Raw genomic sequence first — 24,648 nt, 5'->3', positions numbered from 1 at the left:
TCTTGTCTCAAGAGACTTAAATTTTCCGTAAAGGCCAAGCGAACTACTCCGGGGCATGCTCACTTTTAATGACCCATTCACGTCCGTTTAAAAAAGACATCGAAGTGGGTTTGTGGGCCCTTTTTTCAATTCTTAAGGCTTTCGATGATTTTCTTACGGTATGTGTTTGCGTCTATTTTTATAGCATTTTCGTTTAACGTGAGCAAACGGCGGTCTCGCATTACGGTGCGCCCGTTTATGATCACGGTTCTAACATCGGACGATTTTGTGGCGTAAACCAGATGGGAATAAATGTTGTACATCGGCGTTTGATGAAGCCCGTCGATATCTATGATAACAATGTCGGCAAGCTTTCCGGCTTCGATCGATCCGATCTTGTCTCCTAGATGAAGTGCCCGAGCTCCGCGGATCGTTGCCATCTCAAAAACTTGTTCAGCCGAAACAACCTTTGGGTCGTCCGAGAAGACCTTATGCAGTTTTGCTGCTGTGTCCATTTCTTCCCAAAGATTCAGGTCGTTGTTCGAGGCCGCTCCGTCTGTGCCCAGTCCAACATTCATATTCTTGAAGAGCATCATCGGGACCGGGGCAACTCCTGCGGCGAGCTTCATATTCGACTGCGGGTTGTGAGCAATGCCTACGTTGTGGCGCTTCAAAATGTCCAACTCATTTTCATTTGCGTGGACGACGTGAGCGGCGATCGTGCGTTCATTAAAAAAATTAATGCTTTCTAGGAACTCGATCGGCCGCTTGCCTTCATATTTTTCCTGGATCGCTTTGGTTTCAGTATCGGCCTCGGCTAAGTGGATCAACAATGGGGCTTTCAGTCGATCGGACATCGCCCGAGCATCCGTCAGATTATTTTCTGAAACGGTGTATGGTGCATGCGGAGCGATGGCCGGTACGATCAGTGGGTGTCCCTGCCATTTCTTGATAAATCGTTCTGTTAGATCTAATCCCTCGGCGTAGGTCTTTGCATCAGGAACAGGAAAATCGATCACTGTCTGGCCTTGCACGCTTAGCGAAGCTTGTCCCGGACTTTTCCTGCTTTTCACGGGTTTGTCGGAGACCTCGGGAGAGCCATCATCCAGGGGGAACAGTACATAAAATCGGATGCCTTCCTGAAGTTCACCCAATACCTCCTCGGCAGCGGATTCCGGTGAATCTTTCTTGACTTCACGCCCGCATAAATGACAAAAGGTCTGCCCCGCACGGGCAAACAGCAGTCGAAGATAGTCATATATCTCGGTTTGGGTGGCAACGGTGGAGCGAGGATTTTTGGTAGAGTTTTTTTGCCTGATAGCAATGGCGGGTGCAATTCCCGTTATTTCGTCAACATCAGGCTTATCCATTTGCTCAAGGAACTGGCGAGCGTAAGCAGAAAGCGATTCAACGAATCGTCGTTGGCCTTCGGCATAGATAGTGTCAAATGCGAGACTCGATTTGCCGGAGCCGGAAACACCGGTTATTACCGTGAGCTTATTATGAGGGATAGTTACAGATACATTCTTAAGATTGTGGACGCGGGCTCCGCGAACCAACATCGTATCTTCACTCTTTCGGGCAGGCTGCATAAACAACGTACAGACATCAAGAACAAACTTTTATTATAGCCCTGCGGATATGGGCCGGGCAATTTTATCGCCATATATGGGATTGTATGTCTATGAAGGCTTCTTGGGCTTAACCTTACGGTGCGGCGTTGCCGAAAGGCCGAATTGCACGCGACTTATGGCAAATACCGGTCCATAGGTCTGCGGGCGGCATTCCGGAGAATCGGAAACGCCGGCCGTCCATGTTCCTCGTTCTCGGTCGAATGTTGCCCGGAAATACAACTCGCCGCTGCGTTTTGCGAAAGGAACTAGGTCATACCTGGTAACGCCCCAACTTTGTGAGGTTAAACCATCAAGGACTCGGCGAGGGCCGAACGTAGAACGATTGAAAACGACAATTGCGTTAACGCGATCAATTCGTTTCATCTGCCATTTTACTATTAAGTTTTCTTTTGAAGGAGGCTCCTTAACATTGAGAAAATCGACTTCTGATAGGAGGGCGGGTTCCGCGAGCAATTCGAGGTTTGCGCGGTCGTTGATGGGAATCGGTGAAGCAAAATTTCTCTTCAGATCTGAAAAAGATCGAACCGAAATTGCGTGTTTCCCTTCAAGTCCAAGCTCTTGTGTCTTGATGCGAGCGGGCACGGCGAAGAGAGAAAGTTTCTGCGGAAGAAATACGCCGTCTTTTTTCAGGAATCTGTCGCGAACATCCATCATTGCCTCGATCGTCGAGAATCCCAAGGCGTCGTTGCCAAAAAGTTCGCTGACGATGACATCAAAACGCTCGCGGATCTTTACGTCAGTTGAACGGCCATGAATTATCTCTATTCGTTCTGATACGGAGTTTTCAATTGCAGTTGAATGGATCAAAGGTATGAGAGCTTCTTCGGACTCAATTGCGACAACTCGCTTAGCTCCCAATTTTGCTGCGAGAACGGCCCAAATTCCGGTCCCCGCCCCAACATCGAGAAAGCTTGAGCCAGGACGGATGGCATCAAATATCGATCTGGCAAGAAGGCTATTTCGGACGCCGTCGGCAAGCATCGTTTCGTGGTATTTCAGGATTCCCGGAAGTGACCTTGCCAAATGCTCATTTAAGACAGAAGATTTGTTCTTCATAAAGTTAGCCGAATGCTGAGTTGTTTTGACGCTTTCGTTTGATAGCAAGATTTTGGTCTTATTTATACAGTTTGTCTAATTTCAAGTATGCGATCTACGGTTTCCGAAGCGTTTCCACGCTTTGAGCTTATACAAATAGCATTTTGAACTACCAGGGAAAGAGTTTTTATTGCTGAGGCGGCATTCGCCCGAATTGGGATAGTATGGTTCACTAGTTCCAGTAATGCCTGTCCCGGAGTTAATTTCTTTGGGGCCCATTTCTCATTTTCTACGTATTCAGTAAATATTATCAGACCGGCCGTAACCGGACGTTTTCCGGCCTTGCCGCCGATCTCCTCAACGGGGATCTCAACCTGTTGGAGATCATCAATTATCCCGCGCATAGAAAGGTCTTTTGGGAAAGGGTGAATGCGACCGCGTTTGTCGATCACGGCAAACTCATCGGAGTAATATTTTGCCCCGCGACGGACGAGCTCAGCCGTTAGCGTGGTCTTTCCGTGAAAGCTTTTTGCTGGAAGCAAGATCGCCTTGCCATTGACCGCAACTACTCCCGCATGAACAAAGGTGAAATCAGGAGAGTGTTCGGCAACACAAAGCCTAAGCTGTGCGGCTAGCAGTATCGGCGCAGTTTCACGGCTGCGACGAGCGTCTATTTTTTCACCGTTCTTGTAAACAGCGTCAAAGGGAACCTTGTTCCAAATGTAAACAAAGTCGTGGTCAAAAGGCCGAGCTGCCATTGTGATCTCACAGCCCGGAAGACTTGCTTCGATCAAAGGCGTGGCGAGTCCGAATGCTTCTTGCGAATTTGAGCGGACCCGCATAGTAACACCGTGTGAGCGAACAAACATCTGTTCGGTGGGTTTCTTTCGATAACGCATCTTTATTCCGGAAAAGTGAATACTTCCAGAAGGATATATTTACAATTTTTAGTCCTGTGGAAAAGTAGAGCAACAGTAACAAAAGTAAGTGGCAAACCCCGGCGGCTACCATCTTTTGTCATAACTTGAAAAATTCTCTTGCCAAAGATCGCCGAAGTCCGACACCAGTAAGGGCATCGCTCCGTGAAACTCAAGACGATCGTCCGTAGGGCGTTTTACTCGGTAATTATATCCGGTTGGCGATGCTACGGATATCGTGATCCCATCTTCGGCGATCCGCGAAACTACCGCTGTACGCCAATCTTTTTTTGAGCGATACAAAAGACGCGAACCAAGATGCAAATCGCCCAGGGTCATTTCAGTTTGGGAAGACGGTATCCTTCTCCAAATGCGTTATATGCATCGATCGGGAGATGCACCAGGTAAGGGGTTCTTTTTGAATCGATCCAGGTAACTATTTGTTCCAGATCCGATCGGGCCATCGCAATACAGCCACTCGTCGGGGTTGCCACATCTTTCCAGATATGCAGAAAAATACACGAGCCGTCGCTGCGACGAACCGGAAATGAATTATATCCAACGAAAATCCCAAGTTCGTATTCGGGGACAAACTCGCGCATCTTCTCGCTCGTTTTCCAATCAAAGTTCCCTGCCTTAAAGCGGTCAACGATCTTGTTGTAATGCGACGAATCCGGGTCGTCAACACACTCAGTGCTTTCCTCTATTCGGAGATATGGATAGGTTAGAGATTCAGGTTTCGCGGCAAAGCCAAAGGCTGAACGCAACGGGAATATTCCGGCGGGACTTCGTCCATCTCCCTCCTTCTTGAATTCCTTAATAGATCCAGGTGCGGATCCAATGGCCCAAGCCGAGCCGTTGCGTCCAAGCACGACCTCAAAATCGCTACCTTTTCGTTTCCATACTGATTTTAGCGATGCACGTTCGAACATCGCTCCGGGGGCTTTAGTGGAATTCCAATCGGGTGGTGTTATTACGACTATCTGAAGAGCCTCAGCGAAGGGCGGAGGCTTCTGCAATTCGGTTTCGGTCTTTATCTGCGAATATCCGCCTGCTGTAGCGGCCAAGGTTAGCAGCAACACAAAGAAATGGCGCATTCTAATCCTCAAATAGCGAATCTGCTGAAGTGTTCCGTTTGCTAACGGCGTAGATCCTCAGGCCGATAGAGATCATCGCTATCGAGATAAACATCCATACGATCACCCAAACAAAACCCGGTATGCCTGTTGCCGCCGCCATATTTGCAGCGTCCGAATGTGCAGAGGTCATTGTTGATATAAAGAAAACATTGACCAGATCGAACACAGCGTTCAACAAACATTGAACTGCTAGAAATGCTACAGCGAAGTTGGCCCATTTATCATTTGCAAATTTGGCGATCGCGGCCAATCCCGCTGCAAGCAAGGCACCTGAAAAGATGGTGAAGAGGAATCCCCCGACGGTCGAGGTAGTGAATAGGTTAAATAATGGCGAGATAAGGCCGAATACGATGGTCATCACTGCGACAAATCCCGCGGAGAAAAGTAACGCGACCCGAGATGACCGGTCAAAGCGCATCCATGCTAAAAGCCCGGCCCCGAACGCAGTAGTGCCAAGATAGCCGGCGCTAGCGATCATAAGGGATGAGAGCCAGCCGCTGCCAAGAGAATATACCTCTCCGCTTCCATCCGGCGAAACGGATAGGCTTTGTACTGAATTTCCTGTAAAAACCGTTGCAAGAGCGTGTCCGCCCTCGTGAACAAATGTGGTGAATATCCGCAATGGATAAGTAAGATATGCCAAAAATGGGAGATACCATGAGAGGATCCAAAGTCCAATGCTTACGATCGTTGCGACGATCAGCAATGTTAAAGCCGGTTCTGCTTCGCGTGCGACTCTGTATCTCATAGTATTCTCCCTCGTCTTAAGAGTAAGTTTATCAATTTACGAAATAGTTTACCTGAAAGTTCCTTTAGGATGAAGCTTTTTGGCGTTCTAAAAATAGGTTCAGGTTACTGACAGGCGCTTTACTGATCGACCTGATCTGCCTGATCAGAGAAATCTTACTTCAACGCGATCCCCGGCAGCACAAGAAACATCTTTCGGAACAAAGATCAGAGCATCGGCGCGAGAGAATCCGACAAGATCAGATGAGCCGTGCCATCTGATCGGCGATGCGATCAAGTGTCCGCTCGGATTAGTAGCTATTATGGCAGGTAGATAGGAATCTCGTTCCTTAGTTCCTTTCACCGGATCGTCCAGCACGGCATATCCGCTTGAGAGGTCGCATACATTAGCCGACTGCATCAACAACACACACTTCCTGACAAATAGATGAAACGTAACTGCCGCCGATACAGGATTCCCCGGCAAGCCGAATACAATGGTTTTACCCAAACGAGCGAACACTGTTGGTTTTCCGGGCTTCAATCTCACCCTGTCGAAATAGAATTCAGCACCGAGCTCACGCAATGCGGCTTTTGTAAGGTCATATTTTCCCACGGAGACACCGCCAGTCATTATCAAGACGTCTGCTGATGTGGCGGCAAGCGTGATCTGAGATCTGAGATCGGAGATATTGTCCCCGACGATCGGCCAAATATTAACATCCCCACCAACTTCTCGGGTGAGAGAGCCAAGCATTACACAATTTGAATTTCGTATTTGATCTGCTTTTGGCTTTTTATGAATTTCGACGATCTCAGAACCTGTGGAAAATATCGCAATACGCGGCATTTTTGTTACCTTTACTGTCGAATAACCAAACGCAGCCGGGATCGCTAAAGAATTTGACGTGATCCGTTCCCCTTTGCTCAATACGATCGAACCCTTTTTCACCTCGGCAGCGCGTTTTACGATGAATCGGCCCTTTTCGGTTGGTTCTGAAAGAAGGAGGTAGCCGTCTGACTCGTTCGCAACTTCTAGTTTTTGAACGGCGTCGGCTCCGGCTGGAACGGGCGCACCGGTCATTATGCGGACGGCCTCACCTTTTCTCAATCTTCCGGTCCAGCCGCGACCCGCGGCTGATTCGCCTACAAGTTTCAGCGTGACCGGTACATTCGCAGTATCAGCCGCCTTGACGGCATAGCCGTCCATCTGCGAACGGTCGAACGGCGGCAGGTCTTGGTCAGCAACAATATCCTCCGCCAATACACGCCCGACCGACTCGTTCAAAGGCACGGACTCCATCCCAAGAGGCTTTGTTCTCTTTTCGATGATCGAAAGGGCTTTCTTGACCGGGATCATAGTGAGTTTTTTCGGAGCAAATAAAACCGCAAAGGCGATAGCCGGTTTCGGGGTATTCTCCGGGGCTTTAGCTCGTCATCTGTGCATCTATCTGATCAAATAAAGCCCAGTTTGCCGCGGGCGGAACCATTTGTAGCCGCTTTCGGTCATATATGCATCGTCTTCGGCCATCATTGTAACCTTCTGCCCGTTCCATTCGGGAACTGTGGTTGAGGTGTTCAACTCGATAGACATATATGATCCCGGCAGTATCTTGTTTCCGCCGCCACCGATATTGCCCCGAAAATCGATCGAGGGGCCGAGACCATGGCCGTGGGTGCCGATCGGATGCGAATATATCATCGCTTCAATGCCTTGCTTTTTTGCCTCGGCCATGGTTTGTTCATAGACCTCAGTTCCGGTCATTCCGGCCCGAGCAACAGAAAACAAAATGTCCTGCAGCCGATAGTATTTTTCAATGCGGCCTTTAGCCCTTCGGGGGCATCTTTCTCGCCTTCTTTCAGAACGTAAGCATGCTTCTGCCAATCAGTTGAAAGCCCCATGTAATCAAGCCCAAAATCTACGTGGATCAGATCGCCGCGTTGAATTACCTCTGATTCTTTCGCGGTCGAAAGAAATGGGCCAGTGGTCTCGGTCACCGCACGTTGCCGCTGGATCCGCAGATCGGGCTGGAACCAGACCGTAAGGCCAAGCTTGTTCACTTGTTCCATCAGCCAGAAGCGTATATCGCCAACTGTCGTTTTGCCGGGTGTGATGACCTCGTTCGAAAAGGCTCGTCGTGTGAGAACATCGGTAACTGTAACGGCATTGCGATAATGTTCAAGTTCATCCGGAATGCGGGTGTCGAAAAATTCGGTTAACAGATCTGCCGCCGAAACGAATTTCTTCTCGTTCTCCGCTCCAAGTGATTCGGCAAGGAACTTGTATGAATCGTGTGAAAGGCCGCTTTGTTGGCCGCGGCTCCCGCCAATGTTCAAGGCGATCGTCTTAGGCTTGTTTTCATCCACGATCTTTCTGAGCTCCTCGCCAAATTTATCGCGGGCGGGCATTACGAATCGATAATGTTTTCTCAGGCGTTCTTCGTCATAACGGACCATCGCTATACGCTCGATCCGTTCGCCTTTGTCGATGAAGATAAAAATATCCCGTCGGCCGACTATCGGTATCGGCGGCGTAATGTATGGCGTGACCGGATCGCTATTGAATTCTTCATTTACAACTATCCACATCTCGACGCCGTGCCGCTTCATCATCGGCAGCAGCTTCGACCCTAACCGCACCATCAACCAGCGCTCTCTCACCTCCATCTGCTCCCGCTGCGTAAGCATCTTCGGCATCTGAAGTTCGGTAAAATTCTGGCCATAAAGTATGCATTGCCAAGAGGACACCAAAAATATCGAGATCAATAATAGGCGCTTAGACATATGAATATAGATCGTAACTAGATATAGATTTATAGAACTGGTCAGTAACCAGAGGCATATTCACTGCGACCAGACAAAACTGAGCCAGCTAGCGATCCGCATTTCGGAGTTGGATCTTAATAATATTACCCACAATAGAGCCTCTTGACACAGCGAAGGTCTTACCATCCGGCGAAAGACTAAAGTTGGATATAACTTGATCTGTAAACTTAGTGATTTGGAAGGGATTTTTTCCGTCGATCGGGATGAACCAGATGTTACCGAAAGTCTCGCCATTATGCCCATAATAGATACCGCTGCCGTCGCGTTTCCAGTCAAAAGGACTTCTTGTAAATGGTAAGATCTTTGGCTGCGTCGGGTCGGTTTCTGTAAATAATCCGATCTTGTAGGGCTGGCCTTCCGTTTCTTTTTGGTCGTAGAAATGAGCTACAAATCTCGTCGGGTCAGTTGGGGAAATGTTCGGAAATCGGGGCGTATGTTCAAGAACGCGGACCGGATCGCCGCCCTCGACGGGCATTTTCCACAAACCGTTGCCGCCGTAATAGAGCCATTTACCATCGGGTGAGAATGCGGGGTCGCCTTCGCCGCCGCCATTCGTTATCTGCCTTAAGTTTTTTCCATCCAGATCTATTTGCCAGATGTGAGACCTCCCGGTACGATTTGATCCAAAAACGACGGATCTTCCGTCTGGCGACACATCGATCGAGTTTTGAGCCGCAGATTTATCGAACGTTATCTGGGAGTCTTTCATCGTTTGGGGGGCAAGCCGCCAAAGATTTCCTATCCCGTGCCTACTGGTCTTAGTGTAGATGATCTCGTGACCGTCCGGGGTCCATTTTATTCCCGAAGCTCCATTCGAAGCACCAACATCAAACGTCAATTGAATTGCATTTTGAGAGTCATCCGCCGGGATGAGAAAGAGATTATCGGATCTTGTCCAGGTTGCGGTAAGTATGAAGCTAAGATCTGAGGCAGGACGAAATTCCCTATAATCATTGGCGTCGTTTGTAATACGCTGAGCCTTACCGGACGGATACTTAAGAGTCCATATTTGAACCGGTTCTCCGGCGTTTTCCCTGACCGAAAGAATGATCTCTGACCCACCTTTTGTCCAATACGCCTGGTGTATGCCAAACCAATCTGGGGAGGAAATATCGTCCTGCTTACCTGTTATAAGGTCTATCTCGATCAGATTGCGTTTTGCACGCCCATTGTTCGGGTCTTTTGTAAAAGCCGCTGCGAGAAGTTTGGAGCCATCAGGAAACCAGGATGGCGAAGCCCCCCAGATAATAAACCCCGATCCGTTGCTGCGTGAAGCTACGGTTCTGCGTTCACTGCAATCACTCGACCGGCAAATATCCAAATGATGCGTTTCGGTATCAGGAACGCGTCTATATAATGCAAGCCATTCGCCGTCGGGCGATAACGAGAAGCAATGAGCCAGTTGATCCGTTACCAACTGCGGTGAACCTCCGTAAAGAGGGATTCGGTAAACGGAATTCCGTTTTGTCCCATTCTGTCCACTGTAATAAATGTAGTTGCCATCCGCCGAGAACTGGATACTAAAAAGATGTAGTTCCTGTGGTTCCAGGATAACGGTTTCGCTTCCCGTTGGCAGATGATGTAGGAAAAGACCGTATTTATCGTCCGGCGTGTGAACGACATAAGCAACGTTTTGGTCGTCCGGCGATAGACCGGCCATGAAAGCTCGCCCCGAGGCGGTGATCCTTTCGTATTTAAGATCGCCGAAACCTTGCGACTGGATCAAAAACGATTCCGACGGTTGAAAACTGATAAAAAGTACAGCCACAGCAACCAGCAGAGCGACAGGAACAGAGAGCAGCGCAAAATATAAAAGACGTTGATTGGTGCGCGTCAAGCCACTGGGGGCATTCGGTCTTTCTGATGCGACTGACAAATGCTCGGACACATCTAGCTCATTTGCGATCAATTCAAACTCGGATTCCGATATCTGCGTTTGCTTCTCAAAACTCTGCTCTATAAATTCCCGCTCGATAGTTAGGGTTCCTCTTGGGTACGATTCCGTCCACTCTCCCGTGAAACGATATCCGCGTCTGGGAACAGTCTGTATCAGGTTCTCTGTAGAACCGTATTGCTTGAAGGTTTTCCTCAGAAGATATACATTCTGCGGCAGCACTCCTTCTTCAACGAAAGCATCTTGCCAAACCTGATCGAGTAGTTCGTTTTTAGTAACTACATTCCCGGCTCTTTCGACAAGCACACAAAGCAATTCAACCGACTTAACGGGCAGATCTACGATCACCCCGTCGGCCCAGAGGATCTTTCTTTCCAGGTCGATCGCATAACGGTCGAATCGTCGTAAGTTGTTGTCGTTATTGCTCATTAAAGAGAATGAGAAATCTTTGAGAAATCTTTGAAAAAGGAAAAAGACTTTACATTCCTTTAGGACAGATTATCCAGTTTGGAAGTATCGAAAAAAGTGATCCGATGGAAGTTTAACGCAAAAGACATGGAACGAAAAGAAACTTTTTATCAGAAAAAAATCCGTGAGCGCATCATCGTCGAATTGAGTTCCCGGCAAAACACACCTGAATCTGTTTGCAAGGTCTGCCTGAAAAGGGTTGAATGGCTGTCCTTTGAGGGGTTATCTGCCATAAGCGGAACAGATCCCCTGCAGTTGAGCAAAAGAGTGTCTAGCGGTGACCTTCATGTGCGAATCACGGAAGAGCGACATTTATATTTTTGCCTGGAGTCGATCTTGGAGTCCATGCTCTCCGCCTAGGTCCAGGCTGCGGCGAGGTGCTCACAATTGAACCTCAAAATTCTGGGGTCAGTGTCGGGATCGGTAACCGTTTCAACGGAGAAACGGAGATAAGAAAGTTATGAAGAAGAACAGATTTATGTTCATAAGCGGTCTTTTCCTGGTCATTGGCACGATGATCGTGATGTTGTTTGGCGGCTTAATATCATCCTTGCTCTTCGGTGAAAAGATCGACGAAATACTCGCTGCAGATCAAGATCTTCTCCCGATAGTTTTGATCGTGGGGATCGGAGCCGCTGTGCTCATACCGTTAATTGGCATTCTTCTGATGATCGGGTCTATCTTGATCCCGCTGTTTTCCGGTATGCGTGAGCAATCCCGGATACTCGAGCACGGACAGGCTGCTGAGGCCCGAATACTTGCACTTAAAGATACCGGTACGCGGATCAACGAAAATCCTTTGATCGATATTTCGATGGAAGTCCGCCCTTATAATGCTCCGGCGTTCACGGCACAAATAAGACAAACGATCTCGGTCGTGCATCTTCCATCGTTTCAGCCGGGCAATATTGTGGACGTTAAATTTGTTCCCGGCACTGACCAGGTGGTGATCGCGGGTGTGAAGACCCGATAGCATAATATTTTATTCCGGATACGGAAATTCACAGAAGATGATCGAGCAACCATTGACAGGTCGAAAGTTAAACGGATACGGCAAGCGGCCATTTGTCATCGCAGCTATTGTTATTGGTTGCACTGCCGTAACGACCGCAGCATTTTTTGCAGTGCTTGCCGGTGTCTTTTTGTATTCAGTGAAGTACACGGATGAATACAAATGTGCGATCTCGCAAATAAAAAATGACAGGCAGGTAAAGAGCATTCTCGGCGAACCGATTGAGCCTGGCTTTTTCGCGTTTCTCAGTTCAAGTAGAAGAAATAACAGCGAAAGGTCGGCGTATTTTCAAACCAGTGTTTTTGGGCCCAATGCCTCAGGCACTTTATATGTCAGTTCGTTCCGCGGCCGTCTCGGCTCAAATTTCCAGATGAGCTTGAAAACTAACTCCGAAAGCCGGGAGATCTATAACGGACAATACCCGTGCAACTAATTTCAGTATTAAGAATGATCCAACTAATGATGTTCGTAACCAAGCTTATTGACCAAGGCGAATGCCGGATAAAGAAATATATGAAACGCATATTGATGGTGGCGGTCATGTCCACGCTCTTATCGGCTGAGGGTTTGACGCAAACGACGAAGATCAAAAGCGTCTATACCGATCTGTCCGGTAAAACCTGTAAAAAACTCAAGCCCGATGCCGAGAACGGCGTTTTCTACCGCGCAGAGTGTCCGGGAACAGGCGGTTACAAACTTATCTTTCTCGATGGTGATCTGCGTAGTTATCTCTGTTGGGGTTGCCACTGTTGCGGCCGCTATTGGCGCCGGCGGCTTAGGAACCTACATATTTCGTGGCCTTAGGCAAAATGATAATAACCTTTTGATCGCAGGAGCCTTGGCATCTGCTTTGCTGGCATTACTTTGTGATTACGGTCTTGGGCAGATCGAACGGGCTTTCTCCGTTTCAAAGCGAAAAGGTAACTTTGCAGGAAGAATTCTTGGACCTGTCGTCGGAATCACGCTAATCGGTATCGTATTTCTTGGCTTTATTCCGGGATTTAAGTCCAAAGCCTCTAACTTGGAAAACAAGGATCAGATCGAATTGCCCACTGGAGGGCGAAAGATCGTTGTTGGCTCAAAGGACTTTTCGGAATCGATCATTTTGGCGGAAATATTATCCCAAATGCTTGAAAAACAGGGACTTGAGATTATTAGGCAGTTTGAGTTAGGTGGAAATCTTGTGCATGAGGCTCTGATAGCAAAGCAGATCGATGTTTATCCCGAGTACACCGGAACTGCATATACTGCTATCCTTAAGAAAACTCCGAAAACGGAGCCTATCGCGGTTTACGATGAGACGAAGTCCGAATATGAAAGCCGTTTTGGACTTACATTGAGCGCACCTCTTGGATTTGCAAACGATTTTGCGATCTTGGTACGCGGCAACGTTGCGAGATCACTTAACTTGAATACTATTTCAGATGCGGTTCCCATTTCGAGAGATTGGCAGGCCGGATTTGGGCAAGATTTTATGTCGCGAGCCGATGGATACGCGGGTTTTGCAGGAACCTATGGCTTTCGTTTTGCAAAACAGCCTCGCGAAATGGACCTAGCGCTAACATACCGTGCTCTGGCGTCCGGTGAGCTTGATATGATCGCCGGTAATTCAACTGACGGCCTTATTTCCGCACTTGATCTTTTTCAGCTTGAGGACGACCGTCGCTATTTCCCGCCATACCAGGCCGTATTTGTTGTAAGAAAAGAGGTTGAGGCTACACTTCAACCGATCTTAGATCGACTTGGCAACAGCATTTCAACAGACGAAATGCGGGGAATGAACTTAAAAGTGGATGGAGACAAACAAACCCCAAAAGACGTTGCGGCGGACTTCATTCGGCGAACATTTCCGTAACGCGTGTTTGCAACAAGATCCCGCCATTCTGCGCTATAATAAAAGCCTGTAGAGGACTGCCCGACCTTGGTGGGGACTTTATTTAGCAAATTATGAAAGCAGAAAAATATGCGGTTGGTGATTCGATAACGATGATGTGTTCGGGGTGTGATGATGAGCGTCCCCATACTATCGAAACTGTTACTAAGCTTGGAAAAATATCAAAAGCTATCTGCAGCGAATGTGAGGGTGTAAGCACTTTCAATCGTGGTGTAAAAACAAGCGTCTCCGTTGGCAAAGGCAAGACAGCCGCGCCCTATGATCGTTTTAAGAAATACAGAAAGGGGCAGGCAATGATGCATGATAAATTTGGCCACGGTGAGGTTACTGCCGTTCTCGAACCGCAGAAGATAGACGTGCTCTTTGGCGATCAAACACGCCGTCTTATCCACGCTCAGGAACCGGCGTAAATATTCTCAGGTTAAATATCAAGAAACACCAGCGATCAGATCACCCGCTCTTTGTATTTAGGTGGAACTCTGTGGGTTTTGATATGAAAAGACACACAGAGTTTCCTATTATGATAACGATCATCGTTTGGTGGCGCATTTATTTTGATAATTTGTACAGATCTTCACCCTCAGCAGGCAAATATCCCTGACCTAAACTACTCTTTGGCTTGCCATCTTCATCTCGGTTAGTCATCTAGTCACTCTAATTCTTATCTCCACATACGTGGAGATATCCGTTTCGAAGATTGGTTCGACATTCGCCAGACGGGTTCATCTCCACATGCGTGGAGACATCAACCCTAGACAGAGATGACTCGGTCAAAATCGAGGTTCATCTCCACATGCGTGGAGACATCACTTCGTATATTCCAGCCGGAAACGGCGCGAGTGGTTCATCTCCACATGCGTGGAGACATCTTAGAATTATGTTAAATACCGCTACTTCCGACAGGTTCATCTCCACATGCGTGGAGACATCTTAACCTGATAATTCTTTAGAGCTGTACCTATAGGTTCATCTCCACATGCGTGGAGACATCTCCGGTAATCTAGTTAATCGATTGGAAGAACAAGGTTCATCTCCACATGCGTGGAGACATCCAGACGCGGAACCTAAAGCATTCGCCGAGTTCCGGTTCATCTCCACATGCGTGGAGACATCCGTAACGCTTGCCAAGAGTTAATCGGGCGAAGCGGTTCATCTCCACATGCGTGGAGACATCTGGTGTGCTCTGTCTGCATATGTGCTCCTCTTAGGTTCATCTCCACATGCGTGGAGACATCCCAATTATGTGAGCAAATAAGCGACCATTTAACGGTTCATCTCCACATGCGTGGAGACATCGAAACAACGACAAAAAATTGAGCTACCGGCTGAACGGTTCATCTCCACATGCGTGGAGACATCAGATTGGCGACAATTCTGTTGATCACGTTCGGCGGTTCATCTCCACATGCGTGGAGACATCAGATGAGGTCATCGAAGCGGCTTCCGCTTCGGCGGTTCATCTCCACATGCGTGGAGACATCGTAGTCAGTAGATTAAGTTCGAAAACATCCGGCGGTTCATCTCCACATGCGTGGAGACATCGCGGCGGCGCCTGTGATTCAACGAATCAACAAAGGTTCATCTCCACATGCGTGGAGACATCACCTGTATCAGTGCGGCGGGCGCCGCTCGGGTGGGTTCATCTCCACATGCGTGGAGACATCACCATTAACCCGTAACCGCCGCCCATCACTAGTGGTTCATCTCCACATGCGTGGAGACATCAATTGGGAAAGTGCGAATAAAAGGAAATCTGGAGGTTCATCTCCACATGCGTGGAGACATCGCCTTAAGATTCTTGTTGACATCGGATCTCAGTGGTTCATCTCCACATGCGTGGAGACATCTAATCGCGGCTGGCGTTGGCGGGTATCTGATATGGTTCATCTCCACATGCGTGGAGACATCTCGTTTGAGATCAAGCGTATAGCCGAGTTACGTGGTTCATCTCCACATGCGTGGAGACATCCTAACATCTACAGGTTATCACCAGACCGGCACGGGTTCATCTCCACATGCGTGGAGACATCATATGACCACCGTTTAGGGAGGTTCACTGCAAGGGTTCATCTCCACATGCGTGGAGACATCACCACATTCGTAGGCTGTCGAATGCGGTAGAACGGTTCATCTCCACATGCGTGGAGACATCCAGACCTAGTTACAGACCGATGCAACCGCTCGTGGTTCATCTCCACATGCGTGGAGACATCCACAGAACCCGAGGCGTAATTTGTCTTGAAGGCGGTTCATCTCCACATGCGTGGAGACATCGGTGGTCCGATGTCATAATGACGCCAGACGCCCGGTTCATCTCCACATGCGTGGAGACATCGCTGGAATCGAATGTTCGAATGTCTAGGCAGCTGGTTCATCTCCACATGCGTGGAGACATCGCCGCGTCTCTGCGTTCTGTGTCGTCGGTCGAGGTTCATCTCCACATGCGTGGAGACATCATGCAGGTTACCGCGACGAATCCACGACGTTGCGGTTCATCTCCACATGCGTGGAGACATCAAGTCCGAGGCAAAAGAATTCCTGGACTCGATCGGTTCATCTCCACATGCGTGGAGACATCGCTTCTCCTCCTATGTACAACCTACTCACCACCGGTTCATCTCCACATGCGTGGAGACATCTCCTCGTCGCCAAAGAGGGCCTCTTTCAACAACGGTTCATCTCCACATGCGTGGAGACATCCTTCTTTGCGATCTTCGCGGACGATTTCGGCCAGGTTCATCTCCACATGCGTGGAGACATCCAAGGGGTTGCCGCCGTTTCGTGAAACGCAGAAGGTTCATCTCCACATGCGTGGAGACATCGATGATTTGCATTAGTTTCGCCTCCCAAAAATCGGTTCATCTCCACATGCGTGGAGACATCTGCATCCACTCTGCAAGGTACTGCCGTAAGGACGGTTCATCTCCACATGCGTGGAGACATCGCTTTGCCTTTAAATCAAAAAGTCTCACGTCGCGGTTCATCTCCACATGCGTGGAGACATCGTCGTCCCCTGATCGGTCGTGATGCCTGTCATCGGTTCATCTCCACATGCGTGGAGACATCGCCGCGCGGAGCTCTGCAAAGCGAAAGACGGCCGGTTCATCTCCACATGCGTGGAGACATCCCAACGAACAACGCCTGGCGCGCCTCAAGGCCTGGTTCATCTCCACATGCGTGGAGACATCCTAGCAAGTTCCGCATCGATAGTTTGTTGTCTAGGTTCATCTCCACATGCGTGGAGACATCATTCGACGTCGTCGCTTGTATCTGATCCCTGACGGTTCATCTCCACATGCGTGGAGACATCTGTTTGAGTGTTTAGATCTCTTCGCCGCGGAACGGTTCATCTCCACATGCGTGGAGACATCAGAGCCGCGATCTGTTCAGCTTCGACGTGTTGCGGTTCATCTCCACATGCGTGGAGACATCTTCCTTTCGCAACGTTTCGCGAACCAAGATCAGGTTCATCTCCACATGCGTGGAGACATCTATATCGATGGCCGCGATAGTAGGAACACCAGTGGTTCATCTCCACATGCGTGGAGACATCAACTCTACGAGTGCTTGCCTATCGGCAATCACTGGTTCATCTCCACATGCGTGGAGACATCCACGTAAGCCACGTGAGAAAAAATTGCTTTCGCGGTTCATCTCCACATGCGTGGAGACATCATCGCGAATAGACCGATCCTCCCACTGACCCTCGGTTCATCTCCACATGCGTGGAGACATCTCCTGCTGCATTGATGTGAGCACAGTCTTTAGCGGTTCATCTCCACATGCGTGGAGACATCGTTTTCGGAACGACGGCAGGTTGACGGTGACGCGGTTCATCTCCACATGCGTGGAGACATCAAGAAGCAAAAGACGCTGGAATTCGGTCGGGTCGGTTCATCTCCACATGCGTGGAGACATCATGAGAGGATTAACTGGCGTGAAACTATGGAAAGGTTCATCTCCACATGCGTGGAGACATCAGTGCCAGGTCGCAACTGTTGGCGGGCTATCGCGGTTCATCTCCACATGCGTGGAGACATCTGTGTCATAAAGTTCCCTGATAGTGCGTGGTGCGGTTCATCTCCACATGCGTGGAGACATCTTATATACCGCTTCTTCTCTTGAAGAATTAAACGGTTCATCTCCACATGCGTGGAGACATCTTTTTTTGGTTGGCTCCAGATAACGGTAGTGTAGGTTCATCTCCACATGCGTGGAGACATCCCTGCGGCGTGTTCGCGTGTTCGGCGGCTATTCGGTTCATCTCCACATGCGTGGAGACATCTTTCAAACTACAGCGTCAAATTTTGTCGCCGACGGTTCATCTCCACATGCGTGGAGACATCTGACGTTGAGCGTGGTAACGGGGGTTATGTTTCGGTTCATCTCCACATGCGTGGAGACATCTTGCGAAGTGCTGGCAAATTTAACGTTGCAGAAGGTTCATCTCCACATGCGTGGAGACATCGCATACGCAAGCTACTCGTGCCGTTTTACCGACGGTTCATCTCCACATGCGTGGAGACATCTAAACCCAGGGTACGAGCATAAGCTATAAAAGCGGTTCATCTCCACATGCGTGGAGACATCGCGTTCTGGCACACCTACGACGGACTCGACGAAGGTTCATCTCCACATGCGTGGAGACATCGGAGGGAAGCTGGCAACTAACAGCAGTATGCACAGGTTCATCTCCACATGCGTGGAGACATCCCGTTAGCAGTGATTTCAGTTCGTCGATGAAAAGGTTCATCTCCACATGCGTGGAGACATCCAAAAGCGGGTTGAATCCGAAGATCGTGTTGTCGGTTCATCTCCACATGCGTGGAGACATCGATTCGAGCGGTGGCGGCATTGATCCGGGGTGAGGTTCATCTCCACATGCGTGGAGACATCGTAGCCCAATTTTTTCAGTTCGGACTTGCTAACGGTTCATCTCCACATGCGTGGAGACATCGCTAGAGGGTTTCAGTATCTATCCCCTACTATTGGTTCATCTCCACATGCGTGGAGACATCCGGTTTTGATCCGGTCGATCAGGTCTTCCATTAGGTTCATCTCCACATGCGTGGAGACATCCACGAATTCATTTATAGACATCGGAGCGATATCGGTTCATCTCCACATGCGTGGAGACATCTCAAGCTCGGTGGTAAGAAAATCAGCGACCTGTGGTTCATCTCCACATGCGTGGAGACATCACTTGGAAAATACTATGTTTCAGGAGATTTTTGCAAGCTAAGTCTCGGCGGCGATGTTACGAATTCTTACGGCGGTTCTTTTTTATCTTTTTTGGGCACGGTTGCTAGCAGAAGGCCGTCAAAAGAGCGGATCTTTCTGGAGGTTTCGCCGTGGGTACGGATGTCGTAGCCCTGTTCGTTCGCGGCGTTGTAGAGCATCATAGCGCCGCCGCCGCGGGTCTTTGAGCAGATATGGTCCCACAATTTATCGCGTACCAGGGCAGAAAGATGACCGGCGAAGACGCCGGTTTTGAGTTCTACCATCCAGCGGGTTATCTCGCCGCGAAGCGAAGGCGGCACTTTTTCCAGCAGCAGCACTATCATAACTGGTTCTCCTCCTCATTTTCGGCCTCTGGAAATTCTTCAGCATAATTCACACCGCCGGGGACGGAGCGGTCGCCGCCATCCCAGAGGCCTCCCAAGGCAAAATCGTCCAGATCGAACTCGACCTCGGCATCATCGGTGCGGATATCCAGTGCGTGCTCGATATCGGGAATGATACGTGAGAGTAGCCGAGTTTCGTGAAACATATCGCGCAGGTTGTAGCGGACGCGCCGCTCGATCTCCTCTTCGGATTCGCGGACGATCTCAAACGCAAGCGGTATTGTGATATCGGCTTTGTAGAGATCGGCAATATCGTAAACGAACGAAAGCATCCGGCCCGTGTGGATAAAGCCGAGTGCGGGCGAATAGCCGGCGGAGACAATCGCCGCATGGCAGATGCCGTACAGGCAGCTATTGGCGGCGGACAAGGCCCGATTGACCGGATCGGCGTCAAACCAAGAGCCTTTGTTGTAAGAGCGTCCATGCCAAGGAACACCGGTCTCAGCCGATGCCTGAGAATATGCGGTGCGGACGCGGACGCCCTCGCGGCCGCGTATCTGTTCGAGCGTGAGATCATCTGAGAGCTCTTCGGCAAAGCGCATCTCATACATCCGCCTGACGACGCCGAGTCTGAGCGACGGCAGAGAACTCAGATATGCCTGTCGCAGCAGACGTCGGCTGCCGCGCGTTTCGCCCAGGCCCATCGCATAAAAACGAACCGCTCCTTCGCCCGACCACATTATCAGGCAGCCGTTATCGGCAAGCGATTTGACGGCCTCGTGCGTGATCGCGGCGCCAGGACCGATCATCAGTAGCGAAAGATTTGCCGCGGGAACGCTCGTCTTTCCATCGAGATCGTAGAAGGCAATTGATTTGGCGTCTTGTTCGATACGGCAGTGTTCGACGTAAAGATAGCTGTAGCTATCACGCACTTTGGGCAAAGTCGCAAGATCCTTTAGTTTCATATTTCCTCGACAAAAATAGGCGGGCCATAGTGACCCGCCTGCAACCGACGCCATTTGGCGATGGCAAAACGTTGAACTATCGTGCCGGTGCAACAGAGATAAGTCCAAAGCCGTATGCTTTGCCCGTGCCGATGCCTTTAGCAAGTGCGGATCGAAATGCGTCGGCATCTGTAACCTCAAGCACGCCATCGAAAATGGCCGAACCGAGCGTTACGCGGCCTGTGTCGTGCCTAAAGCGCACGGCAGGCCGCGGTATTGCATCGACCGCGGCAACATCGTTTCGAGCAGTGACGCGGCAGAGCGAAAAACCGCAATCGGCACCCTTCCGCTCGAGCCAGCGAATGCGGCCCTCGTCGTCGCGGATATCGATACGACGGCGTTTCTCGTCGCGGAATTTCTCCTGGCCTTCGTCCTTTTTCCCGGCACGCTTCGTGGGGTTTGCCGCGAGCCGAAACACCAGGCGTGTGCCGTTGGCGATGTTCGAGTAAGCTCCGTTGATCGGCTTTAGGTCGATGCGGTTGGCATAGCCGGGCGTAAGCAGCGACCAATCGGGCTGTGCGGTTGACTGAACGTAAAGCACGAAGCCATCACGTCGGCGCTCGAGTCGGTGAAGTATGTTGAAAGCACTTCGCGGCGTTTCACGCTCGTGCTGCGGACGATCCTCCTGTCCTTCGATCGCCGGAAAACAACCGGAAATTGTTCTGTGAAGCATCCGCGGATCGCTAACATCCTTCATTACCGCTCGCGAACGATGATTCAAATAGAGACGGCTAAGATATAGTTCCATTATTATCACCTCCTTTAATATCGACGAACGAAGTTGCTACGCGGCGAATTGTAAAGCGACGCTCAGCGAATGAAAGCGGAACGTCAGAGCGAACCTCGCTGCCCTGCGGGTCCTCGATCACGAGCCGCTGCGGATCATCCTGACGCTTTTTGTCGTAGCTGATGCCGAGCCGCGAAAGAAGTTCGTCATTTGCCAGCTCTTCTTTCAGGCCTTTAGAGCTGTCGATGATCGCCGCGTCATCAGCAAAATAGACGGGTAGCGAAGGCACAAATGCCTTGCGGCCGAGGAAGAGCTGCCATTTGGGTTGTTTCAGCGCATCGTGGACGCGTTCGAGAAGGCGTTGGTCATCAGATTCCAAAGCCGCTATGAAATCCGCATCGGAGAGATAGAACCGCGTCGAAAGCTCTGTGTCCTTGGTGCCCTTCTCGGCCTTGGCTATGTTGCTCGCCGTGTGGTAATCGCTTTTCATATCGCCCTGACGTAGCACACGAATACCGAGTCGAGCATCGACAAGTTTTCTCAGGCCGTCGTTATGATCATCTTCGCGGTCGATTCCCATCGCCGCGCAGATCAGACCGATGACGCCGGATTTTGACGGCTCCTTGCCTGTATCGCGACGCGTGAAACGGGACATAGTGCCCCACGACTGCATCGGCCCAGCCAGACGCATAAAGAGTATGTGTGCCATAGCTTCACGCCTCCTTGCCGTTAAAGATCGCTGATATTGTCTGGTCGAGAAGTGCATCGAACGTGCCGGCGTTGTCGCCCAAGGCGGCCGCCGTGTCAGCATCGCCGGTGGTGATGAAAACGCGGGACTTCGCGTTATCGCCATAAACGCCAGTTATCTTGCCGTAATGCTCGGCAAGAGCTTTGATCGATTCATCAACCAGGCCGCCATTGGGCGAGTAAACCGGCTTTTCAAAAGCATTTGCCAACGACATCATTCCCGTGTCGCGAACAACGGCATAGACAAGCGACGGCTTTTCGTGCGTGGCAAACGTGGTTTGCTTGCCGGTCGGCAGAGCTTCGACCGCCGCGCGTATGTATGCGTCGATAGTGGCTTTCGTGAGCTCTTCGTCCTTTTGCAGATTCTCGCGGAGTTTGTCGATATTGACGTTCGCATACCGATAAAAACACGCGGAATTGAACTCGATCGTACCAAGGTGATCACTGCCCGCAGTATCTTCGGGCCGCAGGTCGTCAACCGCCGTGAAGAAATCGAACTCAAGGCCGACCTTGTGGGTGGAGATGGCATGAGCGACCTGAGATGCAGCATCGCGATTGCGCTCAGGAAGATCTGCGAGCATTCGACCAAATAGGCCGAGGTCCGCCGCCTTGCCTTCGTTCATAAGATCCATCAATGCCTTTTTGACCGCCTTTTTTGTGTCGTCTGAGGGCTTGTCACTTGCAAGTTCATCAAAGTGCTCTTCGCACGTCGCGGCTATGCGATCCAATTCATCTCTGCCCATAAAGAGCAGGTATTCTGTTTTCGAGGCATCTTTTCTAGACGCTTTGAGGCCTACGGAGGTAAGTGCCTCAAGAGCCACCTTACGGGATGGCTCCGCATCTCGCCCCTTTGCAACAAGACGCTGGGCGATGTTCTCGATTAGTCGGGTAGAACGCTCGGCGAGATTTCCAGGCTTTTCGAACTTATCGCGAAAGTAAGTCCGCATTGCTCTCTTAAAGCATTGGCTCGAGATGCGTGCGCGGCGGACACCGCCGAAGGTGCAGTCCTTTGGCGAGCCCGTATCGCTGCGGTTAAGGTTTGACGGTGCGAAATTCTGTATAAGGTGTAGTTCTAAGATCATTGTTGTTCTCCTCCTGTAGTTTCTGAATTGTTTCCTTCTTTGGTTTCCTTGCTGCCCCAGAATGAGCGTGCCCATTTGCGCTGAACGAATCGGTCGTCGTGCGACCAATTTCGTATATCCCTGAAAAGCTGTTCCCAGTTGACGGGAACCGAGTTAGCCTTTAGCAAGCCGATCATCTGCCGCAGGTAGTAATGCAGGTCCTCGGCATCTGCATCGAGCAGCGCTACAAAGCGGCGCTCAATGCTGTCCGATTTTTCTGCGATCTGCTTTACCGAACTGCCCAGATCGCCAGCGTTCTGCGAGGCATCGGGGTAATAGGCAAAAAGAGCCGAGGTGAGGAATACTGCACGTTCGTTTGCGCGGCCTTTTTCCTCGCCGGCGTAGCGACCGATGTATGGATACATCTCCATCGCATCGCCGGGCGGGCGGCCAAGGCCGCGGCGAAGATGTGCCAGAGCGGCTCGATCTTGTTTTTGTGCAAGCCCGCGCAGATATCCGATCAAACCGCTTTCAGATCTTTGCTCGGCTGTTTGTGTTGATGTGTCTGTCATTGATTACCTCCTGTTGCATAAAATTTCTCGGGCAGATAAGGTGCCCAAAGGGTTGCGTTTGATTTGATCGCTTTGTTGATCGAAGAGCGCATCGCGTTCTCGGCCGCAACCGCGGCCTTGTTTTCCGCGGCCGAACCGCTCAGGCTCATAACGGTCTGGTTAAATGCATCTAACGCAATTCGCTGGGTATCGCGAAACCACGCTATCATCTCCTCATCACCCTTTACCGGAAGTTCCCCGAGCAAGCGATGAAACCGCACCTCCATCCACGACCAGTAATTTGCTTCGGTCGAGAACGTTTCACGCTGCGTCTCAAGCGCATCAGCCAAAGTCTTGACACCAAAGCGGAGTGCGGCGCCAACCTCTTCGGAGAAGTCGAGGCAGATCCCAAGTTTATGCACTAGCTCGTCGTTTTCAAGAAAGACGAGAGGCAGGTCGAACCGCTCGTGATTCCAGAAAAGCAGCTTTGCCTTGTCAGCCGCCAGGCCACAAAAATCAACGGGTAGCCTGTCGCGGCCAATTAGCCCTTGTCCGCGGGAGGTAATTTTTCGAACCCGCCGAGAGTGTAGTGGGACCATGCACCTTCATGGAAATGCCAATAAAGCGGCGATGAAACACTATCACGGTTTATCCAATCCCAGCCTTCCGAGTGCCAGAGTCTATGATCTTTATAACCATTGTCAGCAATGAATTCGAGGAATTCGCTGTTCGTGACCAATCGATTTGATATCGAAAAGTCATTGATAAATACCCTGTGTTTGCTGAGTTCATTATCAAAGCAAAATCCGTCACCTGAATGTCCGATTTCATAAATGCCAGCAGGGACGTTTATGAATCCTGCATTGGGTCTCTCACTTTCGTGAATTTCGGATCCAGCTTTATAAACAGGAAAAAGCGGATTTTGCGCGAACGTGTATTTCAGATCTGTAAGAAAAAGTTCCTGATGCTGCTGTTCATGATTTAGGCCGAGAACAACAAGATCAAAGAGTTCTCTTTGTGACGGAGAGAGCGTTGGCTCATCAGTCAATTCAGGTTGGTAAGCTTTCGAATCTTTCCCGCTAAGTAGATCGAGCATTGCTTGATCGACATATTTGCGGTATTCGAAAACACGCTTTACTGTGGGCCGGCTCAGATCCCCACGATGGTCGCGAGAGGTGCGCTCACCAACAGAGTTATAGTAACTATTAAAGAGAAAGCCGAAATTAGGATCAAAAACCTGATAACCGGGAGCAAATCTCTTTAAGAGCATCTCCTCGAAGAACCAAGTGGTGTGGGCAATATTCCACTTCGGAGGCGAAACGTCAACGATCGGCTGAGGAATGTAATCTTCTATTTCAAGCGGCTCACAAAGCTCTTCAGTCCGGGCACGAACACGACGGTATGCTTCAGCTAGATCTGCCGAAGCCATCTGGGCGCTCGTTACCGCTTGCATATTGCTATTAAAACAAA

At 50.0% G+C, this 24,648-nt stretch carries 24 protein-coding genes and 1 CRISPR repeat array; of the genes, 5 read left to right on the top strand and 19 right to left on the bottom strand.

Annotation, left to right across the window (positions count from 1 at the left end; genetic code table 11):
- Nucleotides 1–125: 125 nt before the first annotated feature.
- From JVX88_RS41735 to JVX88_RS04995, 10 genes are all read right to left on the bottom strand, one after another.
- Nucleotides 126–1,541, bottom strand: coding sequence for an amidohydrolase (locus JVX88_RS41735; protein WP_211626242.1), 1,416 nt, complete (start codon nt 1,539–1,541; stop codon nt 126–128).
- Nucleotides 1,542–1,661: 120 nt separating this feature from the next.
- The gene (locus JVX88_RS05035; protein ID WP_211626241.1) at nt 1,662–2,669 is read right to left on the bottom strand and encodes a 50S ribosomal protein L11 methyltransferase; all 1,008 of its coding nucleotides are present in this window, start codon (nt 2,667–2,669) and stop codon (nt 1,662–1,664) included.
- Between the two features lie 62 nt (nt 2,670–2,731).
- On the bottom strand, nt 2,732–3,547 hold the full coding sequence (locus JVX88_RS05030; RefSeq protein WP_211626240.1) for a hypothetical protein: 816 nt from the start codon (nt 3,545–3,547) through the stop codon (nt 2,732–2,734).
- 105 nt (nt 3,548–3,652) lie between these two features.
- Nucleotides 3,653–3,904 (bottom strand): hypothetical protein, encoded by a 252-nt coding sequence (locus JVX88_RS05025; RefSeq protein WP_211626239.1) that lies wholly within the window; start codon nt 3,902–3,904, stop codon nt 3,653–3,655.
- On the bottom strand, nt 3,901–4,662 hold the full coding sequence (locus JVX88_RS05020; RefSeq protein WP_211626238.1) for a L,D-transpeptidase: 762 nt from the start codon (nt 4,660–4,662) through the stop codon (nt 3,901–3,903). Before JVX88_RS05020 ends, JVX88_RS05025 begins: the two co-directional genes overlap by 4 nt.
- Before the next feature lies 1 nt (nt 4,663).
- Nucleotides 4,664–5,452 carry a M50 family metallopeptidase gene (locus JVX88_RS05015; protein WP_211626237.1) on the bottom strand — a complete coding sequence of 263 codons (789 nt, stop codon included), beginning with the start codon at nt 5,450–5,452 and terminating at the stop codon, nt 4,664–4,666.
- Between the two features lie 144 nt (nt 5,453–5,596).
- The gene (gene glp, locus JVX88_RS05010; protein WP_211626236.1) at nt 5,597–6,790 is read right to left on the bottom strand and encodes a gephyrin-like molybdotransferase Glp; all 1,194 of its coding nucleotides are present in this window, start codon (nt 6,788–6,790) and stop codon (nt 5,597–5,599) included.
- An 87-nt stretch (nt 6,791–6,877) separates the two neighbouring features.
- Nucleotides 6,878–7,219 (bottom strand): M24 family metallopeptidase, encoded by a 342-nt coding sequence (locus tag JVX88_RS05005; RefSeq protein ID WP_211626235.1) that lies wholly within the window; start codon nt 7,217–7,219, stop codon nt 6,878–6,880.
- Nucleotides 7,192–8,214 carry a hypothetical protein gene (locus tag JVX88_RS05000; RefSeq protein ID WP_211626234.1) on the bottom strand — a complete coding sequence of 341 codons (1,023 nt, stop codon included), beginning with the start codon at nt 8,212–8,214 and terminating at the stop codon, nt 7,192–7,194. The genes JVX88_RS05005 and JVX88_RS05000 overlap by 28 nt, the downstream gene beginning before the upstream one ends.
- 88 nt (nt 8,215–8,302) lie before the next feature.
- Nucleotides 8,303–10,579, bottom strand: a complete 2,277-nt coding sequence (locus JVX88_RS04995) for a winged helix-turn-helix domain-containing protein (RefSeq protein WP_211626233.1) — start codon at nt 10,577–10,579, stop codon at nt 8,303–8,305.
- A 126-nt stretch (nt 10,580–10,705) separates the two neighbouring features.
- Between JVX88_RS04995 and JVX88_RS04990 the strand changes: the two genes are divergently transcribed.
- From JVX88_RS04990 to JVX88_RS04980, 3 genes are all read left to right on the top strand, one after another.
- Nucleotides 10,706–10,978: a hypothetical protein gene (locus tag JVX88_RS04990; RefSeq protein WP_211626232.1), complete on the top strand. Its 273-nt coding sequence runs from the start codon at nt 10,706–10,708 to the stop codon at nt 10,976–10,978.
- Nucleotides 10,979–11,078: 100 nt separating this feature from the next.
- Nucleotides 11,079–11,591, top strand: a complete 513-nt coding sequence (locus JVX88_RS04985; protein WP_211626231.1) for a hypothetical protein — start codon at nt 11,079–11,081, stop codon at nt 11,589–11,591.
- Between the two features lie 37 nt (nt 11,592–11,628).
- Nucleotides 11,629–12,063: a cytochrome c oxidase assembly factor Coa1 family protein gene (locus JVX88_RS04980; RefSeq protein WP_211626230.1), complete on the top strand. Its 435-nt coding sequence runs from the start codon at nt 11,629–11,631 to the stop codon at nt 12,061–12,063.
- A gap of 119 nt (nt 12,064–12,182) precedes the next feature.
- Here JVX88_RS04980 and JVX88_RS04975 read toward each other — a convergent pair whose 3' ends face one another.
- Nucleotides 12,183–12,377, bottom strand: a complete 195-nt coding sequence (locus JVX88_RS04975; protein ID WP_211626229.1) for a hypothetical protein — start codon at nt 12,375–12,377, stop codon at nt 12,183–12,185.
- A gap of 91 nt (nt 12,378–12,468) precedes the next feature.
- Here JVX88_RS04975 and JVX88_RS04970 point away from each other — a divergent pair, with 91 nt between their 5' ends.
- The gene (locus JVX88_RS04970) at nt 12,469–13,485 is read left to right on the top strand and encodes a glycine betaine ABC transporter substrate-binding protein (protein WP_211626228.1); all 1,017 of its coding nucleotides are present in this window, start codon (nt 12,469–12,471) and stop codon (nt 13,483–13,485) included.
- A gap of 92 nt (nt 13,486–13,577) precedes the next feature.
- Nucleotides 13,578–13,934 (top strand): hypothetical protein, encoded by a 357-nt coding sequence (locus JVX88_RS04965; RefSeq protein WP_211626227.1) that lies wholly within the window; start codon nt 13,578–13,580, stop codon nt 13,932–13,934.
- A 309-nt stretch (nt 13,935–14,243) separates the two neighbouring features.
- Nucleotides 14,244–18,725: a CRISPR direct-repeat array (repeat unit 28 nt; unit sequence GGTTCATCTCCACATGCGTGGAGACATC).
- 66 nt (nt 18,726–18,791) lie between these two features.
- On the opposite strand, the gene cas2e is transcribed toward JVX88_RS04965, so the two are convergent.
- The 8 genes from cas2e to JVX88_RS04925 all read right to left on the bottom strand — a co-directional run bounded on the left by cas2e (nt 18,792) and on the right by JVX88_RS04925 (nt 24,631).
- On the bottom strand, nt 18,792–19,088 hold the full coding sequence (gene cas2e, locus JVX88_RS04960) for a type I-E CRISPR-associated endoribonuclease Cas2e (protein WP_211626226.1): 297 nt from the start codon (nt 19,086–19,088) through the stop codon (nt 18,792–18,794).
- Nucleotides 19,085–20,053 carry a type I-E CRISPR-associated endonuclease Cas1e gene (gene cas1e, locus JVX88_RS04955; protein WP_211626225.1) on the bottom strand — a complete coding sequence of 323 codons (969 nt, stop codon included), beginning with the start codon at nt 20,051–20,053 and terminating at the stop codon, nt 19,085–19,087. The genes cas2e and cas1e overlap by 4 nt, the downstream gene beginning before the upstream one ends.
- Nucleotides 20,054–20,129: 76 nt before the next feature.
- The gene (cas6e, locus tag JVX88_RS04950; protein WP_211626224.1) at nt 20,130–20,840 is read right to left on the bottom strand and encodes a type I-E CRISPR-associated protein Cas6/Cse3/CasE; all 711 of its coding nucleotides are present in this window, start codon (nt 20,838–20,840) and stop codon (nt 20,130–20,132) included.
- Complete coding sequence (gene cas5e, locus JVX88_RS04945) at nt 20,824–21,528, bottom strand: type I-E CRISPR-associated protein Cas5/CasD (protein WP_211626223.1); 705 nt, start codon at nt 21,526–21,528, stop codon at nt 20,824–20,826. The genes cas6e and cas5e overlap by 17 nt, the downstream gene beginning before the upstream one ends.
- Before the next feature lie 4 nt (nt 21,529–21,532).
- Entirely contained in the window at nt 21,533–22,648 is a 1,116-nt protein-coding gene (gene cas7e / locus JVX88_RS04940; protein WP_211626222.1) for a type I-E CRISPR-associated protein Cas7/Cse4/CasC, read from the bottom strand.
- The gene (casB, locus tag JVX88_RS04935; protein ID WP_211626221.1) at nt 22,645–23,199 is read right to left on the bottom strand and encodes a type I-E CRISPR-associated protein Cse2/CasB; all 555 of its coding nucleotides are present in this window, start codon (nt 23,197–23,199) and stop codon (nt 22,645–22,647) included. Before casB ends, cas7e begins: the two co-directional genes overlap by 4 nt.
- Entirely contained in the window at nt 23,196–23,777 is a 582-nt protein-coding gene (locus JVX88_RS04930) for a type I-E CRISPR-associated protein Cse1/CasA (RefSeq protein WP_211626220.1), read from the bottom strand. Before JVX88_RS04930 ends, casB begins: the two co-directional genes overlap by 4 nt.
- Nucleotides 23,720–24,631, bottom strand: a complete 912-nt coding sequence (locus JVX88_RS04925) for a DinB family protein (protein ID WP_211626219.1) — start codon at nt 24,629–24,631, stop codon at nt 23,720–23,722. The genes JVX88_RS04930 and JVX88_RS04925 overlap by 58 nt, the downstream gene beginning before the upstream one ends.
- Nucleotides 24,632–24,648: the final 17 nt, after the last annotated feature.

The sequence above is a fragment of the Leptolyngbya sp. 7M genome (assembly GCF_018128485.1).
The sequence above is the reverse complement of the archived record's forward strand: the minus strand, read 5'-3'. Positions and strand labels throughout refer to the sequence as shown.